This is a genomic window from Massilia eburnea (assembly GCF_009720745.1).
Lineage (GTDB): Bacteria > Pseudomonadota > Gammaproteobacteria > Burkholderiales > Burkholderiaceae_D > Rugamonas > Rugamonas eburnea.
Map to the genome: position 1 here is coordinate 1 of NZ_WNKX01000016.1, position 10,911 is coordinate 10,911.

The window sequence follows — 10,911 nt, forward strand, 5'->3', positions numbered from 1 at the left end:
GGCGGCCACGGCGGCTACGCTGACCGGGGTAGCGCCCGGTGCGCCGGGCTGGGGCAGGGCGCCCATGGCGGGCAGCATGGTGGCGACGGCTGCCGCGGCGGCGTGATCGTCCGTGCCGGCGTCTTTCTCGCTCGCCTTGCCGGCCTCGCCATTGGTATCGGCCGCGTCCGCCAGCGCGTCGAGGATCGCGCCGAACGGGCCCGGCACAACCTTCGCTGCAGCGCCAAGCACGGCAGCGACGCTGCTGTCCGAGCTGCCTTGCGCTGCGCCGGTGTCCGCAGGCTTGGCGGCGGGCGCGGGCTGGCCGGCATCGGCCGCCTGCGCGCTGCTGGCGCTGTTGGCGGCTGGCGGCGGCAGGCCGTGATTCGCCGCATTGGCGGCGTTTGCGCCTTTCGCGGCGTTCGCTGCGGCGCTTGGTGCTGGGGCGGCGCTAGCCGCGGGCAAGTTCATCATGCTCAGGTTCCGGTTGCAGCGTCGCCGCTGTTGAGGGCATAGGCCAGCCATCCCTCTCTGTTGTTGCTCATATCCTGCAAATGCTGGCCCAGCTCGACGGCTGCGCCGTCAACCTTGGCAGCGGCCGCCAGGTGCACATCGCGCAAGGCGGCCAGCGCAGCGCGCTCAGCCGGCGTCCACTGGCCTTGCGCTGCCAGTTGGGGTAGGGTGGCCCCCATCAAAGTATTAATCGCCGCCAGCGCCGGCCAGTCTTTGGCGGCAGTGGCGGCGCTCAGCTGCTGAGCCAGCTGCAGCAGCGTCTGGTGCCTATCCATGTTTGTCATGCACGCCCTGCCAGCCGGCGCGGATCGTGGTCAGCAAACCTGCTACCTCGTCGATGACAGCCGGGTCCATGTCGACGCCGGCACGGTACAGGCGGGCCGCGCAATAGTCGTACAGCCGGCCCAGGTTGGCCACGACTTCGCCGCCCTGTTCAAAGTCGAGCGAGCTGGCCAGGCCATTGATGATTTCCGTGCATTTGTCCAGGCTCAGCGCTTTCTGCTCGTAGCGCTTGCCTAGGATGTGGCCGCGGGCGCGGGCCAGCTCTTCCAGCAAGCCATCGGTCAGCACCAGCACCAGTTCGACTGGCGTGGCGCGGGCCGTTTGGGACTCGAGGTTGGTGGCGTGGTAACTGCCGTAGGCTTCGTGATCCATTTTTTAAAACCTTCAGGAATCGGATTTACTGAACATCGCTTCAAACATGCTGGTCGTGCCGCTCATCTGCGACTGCAGGCTTTGCAGCTGGGTGAACTGGGCCAGGTAGCGGTTGTAAGCGTTGTCGTATTGGGTTTGCAGGGCGGCCTGGCGGGCCGTCAGCTCGGTTTGCAAATGCGCGTTGGCGTCCTTGCGGCTGGCCAGCTGGCCGGTACCGACCTTGGTCCAGCTGTTGATCAGTGCATCGAGATTGCCCAGCACGCCGCTTGGGGACGTCAGGCTGACCTTGCCCAGGATGGCATCCAGGCCGGTCGGATTCGTGGCCAGGGCCTTGTCCATGCGCGTCTTGTCCAGCGCCAGGGTGCCGTCACGCTGGGCGGTGATACCGTAGGTGACCAGGCTGGCGCCGCCGACTGTGGATCGCAGCAGCGACTGCATGCGCGATTTCAGCGACGCAATGCCGGCGTCGGAAGCGTAAATGCCACTGTCCTTGCCTTTGGCCGCATCGCCAGCCGCGGTCAGGTCGGCCAGTGTGCCCATCATCTTGTTCCACTGGTCGACAAAGTTCTGCACATTGCTGGCGGTGCCGCCGCTGTCGCGTGCCACATTCAGCGTGACGGGCGGGGCGCCGGCGGCCTGCGCCTTGGTGAAGGTCATCGCGACGCCGTCCACCACATTGAAGGTATTCGACGCTTGCGTGATCTTGTTGGCTGGCGCGCTGTTCTGGGCGCCGACCCACACCACGGCATCGGTACCGGCCGTGGCCACCATATTCGGGTCGCCGAGCTGGCTCTGCAGATTGGCGTCGCCGAGGCTGGTGGTGTCGATGCCGGCCACGCTATTGTTCTGGCCGGTCAGGTTGGAGGTCAGGACCAGGCGGGTCTGGCCGTTGACGGTCAAGGTCGAGGCGGTCACGCGGGAATTATTGGTCGCCTCCATATTGATGGCGGCAGCAATCTCCTGAGCCGTCAGGACATTGTTTGCATCCTTGTCGCCGTTCGCCAGGCTGACAGTGAAGCTGCTGCCGTCGGCCAGTTTCACCGCCAGCGAGCCTGCTGCGGCGCCGGTGACGCTGGAGTTGGTGATGCCGCTGTACGACACCTGGCCTGCCGTGGCCAGCTGCTCGACATAAAACTGGTAATTGCCGGCCACTGCCGTTGCGTTGGCGGTGGCGGTGCCGACGTCCGAACTGAATGTTGCCTTATTGGACACGACCGAGCCGGTGGACGACATCGCGGACAGGGAGCTGCGGAAGGTGCCCATCGCCAGGCTGAGCGTGTTGAGCGCCTTGTCGATAGCGTTTGCGCTAGCGGTCTGGGCGTCGATCATCGACTGGCGGCCCTGGGTGTAGATCTGGGCCAGCTGCTGGGCCGTGGTCTTAGGGTCGTAGGTAGGGACAGAAGTAGCCATTTCTCGTGCTCCGAGGAAATTAAATGAAGTGTACCAAGGTAAGAGGCGACCAAAGTAATGACTTCATGAAATATCCCGTTCAGTCTTTCATTTATGTCCGCGGTACCACAGTTGGGTTGCCAATTCATCATGGCGCTTGCGCTCTTGCGCGCGCTGCGCCGTCGCCGCCGCATCCTGGTGCCGTTCCAGGACCTGGCCCAGCACCTCGCGCTTGACGTAGGCGGCGGTCAGGGCGCGCTGCGACACGGCCATGTCGGCCTCGTGCATGTGCAGGTTGAGGCGCTGGCTGTCGGCCATGGCCATCACGCCCTGCTTGTAGTCGCCGCAGTTCATGGCCAGCGCCATCGGCAGGCGGCCGGACGGGCCGCTGCTCTGGTACAGGTCGGTGAGCTTGTCGAGCGTCTTCTTGTAGCGCTCGCGCACGCTTTCCTTGGCGGCCATTTCCGATTGCAGGCGGTCGACTTCGTTGCTGCGCATGTCGACCAGGGTCGACAGGCTGCGGATGGTGTGCTGGGTGTTGGTCATGCCATCAACCTTTCAAGTTGGGCCACGCAGTTTTCGTAAGGGGCTGCTTCACGCGTCCCCTGGCACAGGAATTCTTCGATATGCGGATTCAGGTTCACTGCCTTGTCGGTCACCGGATCGGCGCCGGGCACGTAGGCACCCAGGGGGATCAGGTCGCGCACGCGTTCGTGGCGCGCCATCGAGGCCTTCAATGCGCGCGCGGCCAGCATGTGTTCGCGCGAGATCACGTGGTTCATGCAGCGGCTGATCGAGGCGGCAATATTGATCGCCGGGTAATGGCCGCGTTCGGCCAGCTCGCGCGTCAGCACGATGTGGCCGTCGAGGATGGCGCGCGCGGTGTCGACCACCGGGTCCTGCTGGTCGTCGCCTTCGGCCAGCACGGTGTAGATCGCGCTCATGCTGCCGTAGGGGTTCTCGCCGTTGCCGGCCGATTCAACCAGCTGGGGCAGGGCGGAAAACACCGAGGGCGGATAGCCCTTGGTGGCCGGTGGTTCGCCCAGTGCCAGCGCCACTTCGCGCAAGGCCATGGCGTAGCGCGTCAGTGAGTCGACCAGCAGCAGCACATTCTTGCCCTGGTCGCGGTAATGGGCCGCGATCGAGTGGCACAGCTCGGTGGCCATGATGCGCATCAGCGGCGACTCGTCCGCCGGCGCGATCACCAGCACGGCTTTCTTCAGCCCGTCCGGGCCGAGCGACATTTCGATGAATTCGCGCACTTCGCGCGAGCGTTCGCCGATCAGGCCGACCACCACTACATCGGCCACGGTCTGGCGCGTGATCAGGCCCAGCAGCACGGACTTGCCGACGCCGGAGCCGGCCATCAGGCCGACGCGCTGGCCCTTGCCCAGGGTCAGCATGGAATTGATGGCGCGCACGCCCACGTCGAGCGGGTCGATGACCGGCTGCTTCTTGAGTGGATTGATGCGCGGCGGCTGCGCGTCCAGCACATGTTCGCCGCCCAGCTTGCCCAGGCCGTCGATCGGTTCGCCGATGCCGTTCACCATGCGGCCCAGCCAGCTGTCGCCGATCTGCAGGCTGCCCTTGTCATTGGTGGGCAGCACGCGCGCGCCAGTGCTCAGGCCAACGGCTTTCTTGAACGGCATGAGGAAGGTGAGTTTTTCGCGGAAGCCGACGGCCTGCGCCTCAAGCCAGCTGCCGTCGACTGTCTCGATCTGGCAACGCTGGCCGGTGTGCAGCTTGCAACCCGTCGCCTCCAGCAGCAGGCCGGAAGCGCCCACCAGGCGCCCAGTCGGGGTCGCCAGCGGAACGTCGTCGAGTTCCAGTTTGCGCAGTGCGTCGGCAATCATTCTTCGCTCTCAGCGTCGTCGCCGCCATCGGCAGCCTGCAATTGATTATCGACCTGTTCCATGACCGCAGCAAGACGCTGGTGGCAGCCGGCATCGACTTCGGTATCGCCGGCGCGGATATGGCATTCGCCCAAGTCGAGGCGGGCATCGCCGATCAGGTTCCAGCGTTTGGCGCGCTTGGGATCGACTTCCATGATGCGTTTGACTTCTTCCGGGTTCAGGTAGACGTCGATCTCGTCGCGCGTCGGCGGCATCGAGGCCAGGGTCTCGTCGACCAGCGCCATGATCTGCACCGGCTGCAGCGCGAGCTCGGCGCGGATGACGTTGCGCGCCACTTTCGCCACCAGGTCCACCACTTCCTTGCGCTGCGCTGCGCGATAGTCGGCGCGCAGTTTCTTGAGCGACTTCAGCATGCCGTCCACCGGGCGTGCGAGGGTGTCGAAGCCGACCAGGGTTTCCTGGCGGCCTTCTTCGCGGCCCAGTTCCACGCCTTGCTGGCGGCCCGCTTCAAAACCATCTTCCTGGCCGCGCTGCAGGCCGATTTCATAGCCGTCGCGCTGGCCCTGCTCGAAGCCTTCGCTGACCGACGCCTGCCATTGCGCGGCGTCGGCTACCTGGCCTTGCCCGACGCCACGCTGGCCGTTGGCGCCATGCGTGTGCACGTACTGCTGCAGCGGCGGGAAGCGGTAAGGGCGGAACTGTTTCATTATTCGATCACCGTTTCAGCGAACAGCTGCACTTCGACTTCGCCGGCATCGGCCAGCGCCTTGACGGTGGCCATGATTTCCTGGCGGGTCGCTTCGATGCGCGACATCGGCACCGGACCGGCGCGGCGCATCATGTCTTCGAACGCTTGCGCCTGGCGCTTCGGCATGGTCTTCAGCACCGCATCGCGGATCGCCGGCTCGGCGCCCTTGAGCGCGATGGCCCACTGCTCCAGCGGCACTTCTTCGATGATGCGGGTGAGCGTGACTTCGGTCTGGGTGGACAGGATGAGGAAGTCGTACATCTGCATTTCGATCTGTTCCACCACTTCCGGATCGTGGGCGCGCAGCAGCTCGACGATCTGGGCGCGGTTGCCCGGCAGGCGGTTCAGGATCTCGGCCACCTGGCGCACGCCTTCCACACTGGTCGATTGCGAATCGAAGGAGGACAGGCAGCGGTTGACCAGCTCGTCCAGTTCCAAGAGCAGGTCGCGGTCGATCTCGTCCAGGCGGGCCATATTCAGCAGCACCAGGTCGCGGCCTTCCAGCGGCAGGGCGTCGAGGATCTGGCCGGCCAGCGCCGGCGGCAGGAAGGCCAGGAACACCGCCTGCATCTGCACGTGTTCGTTGGCGATGTAGTCGGCCAGCCATTTCGGCGAGGCCCACTGCAGGCGCGCCATCTTCGGGCGCAGCTCGTCGCCGTAAATGCTGTTCAGCACGGTGTTCGCGATATCGCCGCCCAGCGCCAGGTCCAGCGAGCGCTTGAGGAAGGAGCGCGAAGCGCCATGCACGCCGGACTGCTGGCGGTAATCGTCGAAGAAGGTCTGCATGGCGGTCTTCACTTCTTCCACCTTGATGCCGCTCATGCGCGACATGACCTGGGTCACTTCCAGCAGCTCTTCGCGCGACAGGCAGCGCAGGACGGCAGCGGCTGGCTCTTCGCCGATCGACAGCAGCACGATGGCGGCTTGCTCGACCGGGCTCAAGCCCTGCTCGTCATGCTGGTCCAGGTTATTGTTGAGGTCGGCCATTTTTCTGCATCCATTGTTTGACGACTTCGGCTACGCGCTCCGGCTCTTTCTCGGCCAGAACCTTGAGGTGGTCCACCATCACGTCGACCGGCGAGCCGGGCGGCGGCAGATCGTAGTTTTCCAGCAGCGGCACCACCGGCATCTGGCTGCCGGCCAGTGCGCCCGGCTTGCCTTCGCCGGCAGGCGCTTCCGGCGCGCCCAATGCCGCCGCTGCAGCGCCGCCCGCTACGGCAGGCGCGCCGCCTGCCGCTATCGACGGCTCGGCCTGGCGCGCTGCGGCGCCTGCCAGTGCCGGCTTGGCCGCAGGCACGGTTGCCGGCGGTGCGAAGCGCGCGGTCAGCAGGCGCAGCAGTGGACGGGCCAGCAGCAGGTAGGCCAGCAGCAATGCCACTGCATAGCCCAGCCAGCTGGCCGAGTCGACCACCGTATCGCGCTCCTGCCACCATGGCGTTTCCGCGACTTTCGGCGGGAAGTTCATGGCGCTCACCACCAGCTTGTCGCCGCGTTCCTCGTTGATGCCAAGGCCGCTGCGCAGCACCTTGTCGATGTTGGCGATTTCAGCGGGCGACCAGCCAGTCTTGGGGAAGGGCGCCGCAGCCTGGGCCAGCACCACTGCGACGTTCTGGCGCACCAGGCGGCCACGGGCACGTTTGGTGGAAGTGATACTACGGTCGTAGGCAAACTGGCGCGTCGTTGCATTCTTGCGGTTGGTGCCTTCCGGCAGCTGGCCCGCGGCTCCTGGAGCGGCGGCGCCGGCCGCTGCCGTCGCATCGGCAGCCTGCTGCGGCGGCGGGCGGTTGGACAGGGTGCCCGGCACGCCCATGGCAATGCGGTTGCGGTCCTGTTCTTCGCGCATCGCTTCGCTGGTGACTTTGGGATCGGCGCCGTATTTTTCAACGGTTTCTTCGACCTTGTCGTTGTCGACATCGGCCGTCACGCTGACACGGAAATTGTTCTCGCCGACGATAGGACCCAGCAGTCCATGGATGTTGTTGCGGATCTCGTCCTGCTGGTGCCTGGCGTTTTCATTGCCGGCGGTGGAAGCGTCGAAGGCTTCGCTCAGGTCGACGTGCGAAGACAGCAGGTTGCCGGACTGGTCGACCAGGCTCACGCGCGCCGGGCTCAGCGAAGCGACGCTGCCCGCCACCATATTGACGATGGCGGCGATATGCTCCGGCGCCAGCGTGCGGCCGGGCTTGGTAGCGATCACCACGGAAGCGGAAGATTTTTCGCCATCGCTGGAAACGAAGGACGTGGACTTGGCGATCGACAGGTGCACGCGGGCGTGGGCAATCGCATCGAGCGTCATGATCGATTGCGCCAGCTCGCCCTCCAGGCCGCGGCGGAAGCGCACGTCCTGCACGAATTGCGAAACGCCCAGCGGATCGTTCTTGTCCATCAGCTCAAGGCCGGACGGCAGCTGCGCAGTCACGCCCTTTGCGGCCAGCGTCATGCGCACCTGGCCGAGCCTGCCTTCCGGCACCAGCACCTGGCCGGTTTCCGGATGAATACGGTAAGGAATTTTTTCCGCGTCGAGCACATTCATCATGTCGGCGGTGGCGACCTTTTCGCGCTGGCCGAAGACGGGCTTGTAAGCACTCTGGTCCTTCCACAGCACCATGAGCACAAGCGCGGTCACCCCCACGGCCAGCAGCAGCAAGGGGTAGAGGTTCTTCAGGACAGCAGGCGGTACGGCTGGCGCCGCGGCGCCCTTCCAGCGTCCGAAGGCGGACTTGAGGTTAGCAATCACGTCAGGTCTTTCGAAAGGGAAGGCGGTAATAGGAGCTTACAGCGGAAGCTTGATCAATTCATCGACCGCACCCATCACCTTGTTGCGGACCTGCATCAGCATCTGGAAGGACAGGCTCGCTTCCTGGCTGGCGAGCATGGCGCCAACGAGGTCGTCGCTGCGGCCGGCATCGACGTCGGCCATTTTCTGGCCGGCATTGACGTCCTGGGCATTCACGCCGGCGACGGCGTCCTGCATCGTTTGTGCGAAGGAGAAGGTGGCGCCTTGCTGGGGTGCGTTGAATTGCGCTGCCGGCGCGATGATCGTGGCATGCTGGGCGAGTTCGGAAGCCGCATTGTTCAGGGCTGCCAGGTCGGCCTTGATCAGGCCGGCGAATTCATTTGCCATAAGACACCTCAAGTAGTTGCGCAGCGCTCACAGAGCATTGTTTTTACTGCAACTGAATTAACTTCCAGGCAGTAACTAACAATATGGAGTAAATGTTAAATAGTGCCGCACGGGAACATGCAGTGTAGCGCGAATTCGTGCCCGTAACAACCGCTTACAAAATGCAAAACCTTTTATAAATCATGCATTAAGAGTAGTTTTTGCAACCAACTGACGTTTCTAGGCACCAATGAAGCTTACCGGCTGGAAACTTTTCTGTAAAGTCTTTTTGACCGACGAGATACTTGATCCATGGCAATACGGAGGGATTTGAGTTATTCTACGCTTACCAGATCATCCCGAGCGGATAACTTTGCGATACGATTAAAGCGGACGGATGGCACACCATGAATTCCACTCAAAGTACTGTGCGATACGAAGTTCTAGACCCCTGCCTGCTGGGGCGGCCCGTCCATCGGCTGCCCGAGTTCGCTGCGCAATTGCGCGACGACCTGGCCCAGTCCATGCGGCTCAATGTGCATCGCCGTTACTGGGGCACTTGCCAGGTGGACGCTGTGACTTTCAGTCGCCTTGACGGCAGCGAGGCGCGCCAGCGCTGGCTGGGTTTTGCATCACCGTCGGGCCAGCTCGGCTTTGCGATGGAACGCAAGCTCCTGCTCAGCGTATTGAATTACCGATATGGCCGCGCGACGCGCGGCGAAGCAGCTGTTGACGAACAGGCAGTGCGCGTTACCGCAACAGAGGAACGTCTGGCTGTGGTGCTCGGGCAACAGCTGGCCAGCATCCTGGCCGCACGCATTGAAAGCAACCTGCCCAACGGCGGCCGGGATCTTGGCGAAGAAGAAAACATTAAGGCAGGCAATAGTGCCCAACCGGCAAAAGGCAGCTGGGTCGTTACCGTTTCGCTGAGCGATGGCGAGCTGCAGGGCAAGGCCTGGTTTGCGCTCGACAAGCAAGTGATGGGCGATGTGCTGCGCGGCTTGCTTCCCGAGCGCGACGCCAGCAAGAAGGGCAACAAGAATCCGGGGCCGCTGGCGGCGCGGCTCCAGGTCGGACTGAGCGGCCGGCTGGTGTCGAAAGAGACCACGCTGGGCGCCATGTTCGACTTGCGTGTAGGCGATGTGATCCCCATCAGCCTGCACAGGGCAGACGTCATGCTCGAAGACTCCCGCCTGTTTACAGCTGCGGTAACTGAGCACAAGGGCAAACTCTGCTTAACCTCTTTTGAAGACTCCGAATGAACATGATGAATAACCCGAACGGCGCCAACGATTCCATGCTGGACGATATGTCGGAAGAAATGATCATCGACCAGGTGTCGCAGGATTTGAGCGATGTTCCGGCGCCGCGTGCCGGCCGCCGCGACCTGCCGGCCATGATGCGCAAGATTCCTGTCACGCTGACGCTGGAGGTGGGCTCGGCCCGCCTGTCGCTGCAGGACCTGATGCAGATCGGCCCCGACAGCGTGGTGGAACTGGACATGCTCGCCGGCGAGCCGCTGACCATCAAGGTCAATGGCACGGCCATCGGCCGCGCCGAGGTGGTAGTTGCGGGTGAAAACTACGGCCTGAAGGTCATCGATCTGGACGGTTTGAACCTGGACATGATGGCGCCATGACCTTGCGCCGCCTGATGCCCGGCCTGGCGGCCGGGGCAGTGCTGCTGTGCGCCTGCGCGCCTGCGTGGGCCCAGGATCTGCTTGGCGGAGTAGTGCCGGGAGCGAAGACCGAGTTGTCGGTCAAGATGCAGATCCTGATCATCATGACCCTGCTGGGCTTGCTGCCCGTCATGGTGATGATGATGACCAGCTTTACCCGCTTCATCATCGTGCTGTCGCTGCTGCGCCAGGCGCTCGGCTTGCAGCAGGGCTTGCCCAACCGCGTCATCACTGGGGTGGCGCTGATCCTCACCTTGCTGGTCATGAAGCCGATCGGCGACGCTGTATGGCGCGACGCCTTCGTGCCTTATGACCAGAACAAGATCGGCTTGCAGGATGCGCTGCTGATCGCCGAAAAACCGATATCCCGCTTCATGCTGGCCCAGACCAGCAAAGCTTCGCTGAAGCAGATCGCCCACCTGGCGGGCGAAGATGCGATTACCAATCCGGCCGACCATGCGTTCACGGTCAAGCTGGCGTCCTTTGTATTGTCGGAACTGAAGACGGCGTTCCAGATCGGCTGCCTGCTGTTCATTCCGTTCCTGATCATCGACCTGGTGGTGTCGTCGGTGCTGATGGCGATGGGTATGATGATGCTGTCGCCGCTGGTGATTTCGCTGCCTTTCAAGCTGCTGCTGTTCGTGCTGGTGGATGGCTGGACATTGACTGTGAATACGCTCGTGACGAGCATACAGGCCTATTAGGTGAGCAACTGATGCTGACTCCCGACGTGGCTGTCGACCTGGTGATCGAGGCCCTGCATATTGTAATGATCCTGGTCCTGGTACTGGTCGTGCCGGGACTGGTCGCGGGCCTGCTGGTCGCCCTGGTGCAGGCGGCGACGCAGATCAATGAACAGACGCTGAGCTTTTTGCCGCGCCTGCTGGTGACACTGCTGGCGATTATCCTGACGGGGCGCTGGATGTCCGGCTACCTGATGGATTATTGCGTTTCCATATTCCAGCGCGCGGCAACACTGGTGGGGTAGCGGGCC

Annotated in this window: 13 protein-coding genes and 1 pseudogene; 4 read left to right on the forward strand and 10 right to left on the reverse strand. The window is 63.6% G+C overall.

Features of this window, described 5'->3' with window-relative positions; genetic code table 11:
- The 10 genes and pseudogenes from GM658_RS19105 to fliE form a co-directional block, all read right to left on the reverse strand.
- A pseudogene (locus GM658_RS19105) lies at nucleotides 1-453 on the reverse strand (hypothetical protein); the annotation flags it as partial.
- Nucleotides 454-455: 2 nt separating this feature from the next.
- Complete coding sequence (locus tag GM658_RS19110) at nucleotides 456-767, reverse strand: hypothetical protein (protein WP_155455652.1); 312 nt, start codon at nucleotides 765-767, stop codon at nucleotides 456-458.
- The gene (gene fliS / locus GM658_RS19115; RefSeq protein WP_155455653.1) at nucleotides 760-1,146 is read right to left on the reverse strand and encodes a flagellar export chaperone FliS; all 387 of its coding nucleotides are present in this window, start codon (nucleotides 1,144-1,146) and stop codon (nucleotides 760-762) included. The genes GM658_RS19110 and fliS overlap by 8 nt, the downstream gene beginning before the upstream one ends.
- Nucleotides 1,147-1,158: 12 nt before the next feature.
- Nucleotides 1,159-2,556 carry a flagellar filament capping protein FliD gene (fliD, locus tag GM658_RS19120; protein WP_155455654.1) on the reverse strand — a complete coding sequence of 466 codons (1,398 nt, stop codon included), beginning with the start codon at nucleotides 2,554-2,556 and terminating at the stop codon, nucleotides 1,159-1,161.
- 87 nt (nucleotides 2,557-2,643) lie between these two features.
- Complete coding sequence (gene fliJ / locus GM658_RS19125) at nucleotides 2,644-3,081, reverse strand: flagellar export protein FliJ (protein ID WP_155455655.1); 438 nt, start codon at nucleotides 3,079-3,081, stop codon at nucleotides 2,644-2,646.
- Nucleotides 3,078-4,388, reverse strand: a complete 1,311-nt coding sequence (gene fliI / locus GM658_RS19130) for a flagellar protein export ATPase FliI (protein ID WP_155455656.1) — start codon at nucleotides 4,386-4,388, stop codon at nucleotides 3,078-3,080. Before fliI ends, fliJ begins: the two co-directional genes overlap by 4 nt.
- Nucleotides 4,385-5,095 (reverse strand): flagellar assembly protein FliH, encoded by a 711-nt coding sequence (gene fliH, locus GM658_RS19135; protein WP_155455658.1) that lies wholly within the window; start codon nucleotides 5,093-5,095, stop codon nucleotides 4,385-4,387. Before fliH ends, fliI begins: the two co-directional genes overlap by 4 nt.
- Nucleotides 5,095-6,123, reverse strand: a complete 1,029-nt coding sequence (locus GM658_RS19140; RefSeq protein WP_155455660.1) for a flagellar motor switch protein FliG — start codon at nucleotides 6,121-6,123, stop codon at nucleotides 5,095-5,097. Before GM658_RS19140 ends, fliH begins: the two co-directional genes overlap by 1 nt.
- Nucleotides 6,104-7,873, reverse strand: a complete 1,770-nt coding sequence (gene fliF, locus GM658_RS19145; RefSeq protein ID WP_170298879.1) for a flagellar basal-body MS-ring/collar protein FliF — start codon at nucleotides 7,871-7,873, stop codon at nucleotides 6,104-6,106. Before fliF ends, GM658_RS19140 begins: the two co-directional genes overlap by 20 nt.
- A gap of 36 nt (nucleotides 7,874-7,909) precedes the next feature.
- Nucleotides 7,910-8,260 (reverse strand): flagellar hook-basal body complex protein FliE, encoded by a 351-nt coding sequence (fliE, locus tag GM658_RS19150; RefSeq protein WP_155455662.1) that lies wholly within the window; start codon nucleotides 8,258-8,260, stop codon nucleotides 7,910-7,912.
- 386 nt (nucleotides 8,261-8,646) lie between these two features.
- Between fliE and GM658_RS19155 the strand changes: the two genes are divergently transcribed.
- From GM658_RS19155 to fliQ, 4 genes are read left to right on the forward strand one after another with little or no spacing between them, the layout of a single operon-like run.
- Nucleotides 8,647-9,501 carry a FliM/FliN family flagellar motor switch protein gene (locus tag GM658_RS19155; protein ID WP_155455664.1) on the forward strand — a complete coding sequence of 285 codons (855 nt, stop codon included), beginning with the start codon at nucleotides 8,647-8,649 and terminating at the stop codon, nucleotides 9,499-9,501.
- 5 nt (nucleotides 9,502-9,506) lie between these two features.
- Nucleotides 9,507-9,878 carry a FliM/FliN family flagellar motor switch protein gene (locus tag GM658_RS19160; RefSeq protein ID WP_155455777.1) on the forward strand — a complete coding sequence of 124 codons (372 nt, stop codon included), beginning with the start codon at nucleotides 9,507-9,509 and terminating at the stop codon, nucleotides 9,876-9,878.
- Nucleotides 9,875-10,621 carry a flagellar type III secretion system pore protein FliP gene (gene fliP / locus GM658_RS19165; RefSeq protein ID WP_155455666.1) on the forward strand — a complete coding sequence of 249 codons (747 nt, stop codon included), beginning with the start codon at nucleotides 9,875-9,877 and terminating at the stop codon, nucleotides 10,619-10,621. The genes GM658_RS19160 and fliP overlap by 4 nt, the downstream gene beginning before the upstream one ends.
- 11 nt (nucleotides 10,622-10,632) lie before the next feature.
- Nucleotides 10,633-10,905 (forward strand): flagellar biosynthesis protein FliQ, encoded by a 273-nt coding sequence (fliQ, locus tag GM658_RS19170; protein ID WP_155455668.1) that lies wholly within the window; start codon nucleotides 10,633-10,635, stop codon nucleotides 10,903-10,905.
- The last annotated feature ends 6 nt before the right edge of the window (nucleotides 10,906-10,911 follow it).

Excerpts from the sequence above, each read along its gene's own strand:
- fliQ (WP_155455668.1), top strand. The coding sequence starts at position 10,633 with ATGCTGACTCCCGACGTGGCTGTCGACCTGGTGATCGAGGCCCTGCAT.
- fliI (WP_155455656.1), bottom strand. The coding sequence starts at position 4,388 with ATGATTGCCGACGCACTGCGCAAACTGGAACTCGACGACGTTCCGCTG.
- fliD (WP_155455654.1), bottom strand. The coding sequence starts at position 2,556 with ATGGCTACTTCTGTCCCTACCTACGACCCTAAGACCACGGCCCAGCAG.
- GM658_RS19155 (WP_155455664.1), top strand. The coding sequence starts at position 8,647 with ATGAATTCCACTCAAAGTACTGTGCGATACGAAGTTCTAGACCCCTGC.
- fliE (WP_155455662.1), bottom strand. The coding sequence starts at position 8,260 with ATGGCAAATGAATTCGCCGGCCTGATCAAGGCCGACCTGGCAGCCCTG.
- fliH (WP_155455658.1), bottom strand. The coding sequence starts at position 5,095 with ATGAAACAGTTCCGCCCTTACCGCTTCCCGCCGCTGCAGCAGTACGTG.
- GM658_RS19110 (WP_155455652.1), bottom strand. The coding sequence starts at position 767 with ATGGATAGGCACCAGACGCTGCTGCAGCTGGCTCAGCAGCTGAGCGCC.
- GM658_RS19160 (WP_155455777.1), top strand. The coding sequence starts at position 9,507 with ATGAATAACCCGAACGGCGCCAACGATTCCATGCTGGACGATATGTCG.
- fliJ (WP_155455655.1), bottom strand. The coding sequence starts at position 3,081 with ATGACCAACACCCAGCACACCATCCGCAGCCTGTCGACCCTGGTCGAC.
- fliP (WP_155455666.1), top strand. The coding sequence starts at position 9,875 with ATGACCTTGCGCCGCCTGATGCCCGGCCTGGCGGCCGGGGCAGTGCTG.
- GM658_RS19140 (WP_155455660.1), bottom strand. The coding sequence starts at position 6,123 with ATGGCCGACCTCAACAATAACCTGGACCAGCATGACGAGCAGGGCTTG.
- fliS (WP_155455653.1), bottom strand. The coding sequence starts at position 1,146 with ATGGATCACGAAGCCTACGGCAGTTACCACGCCACCAACCTCGAGTCC.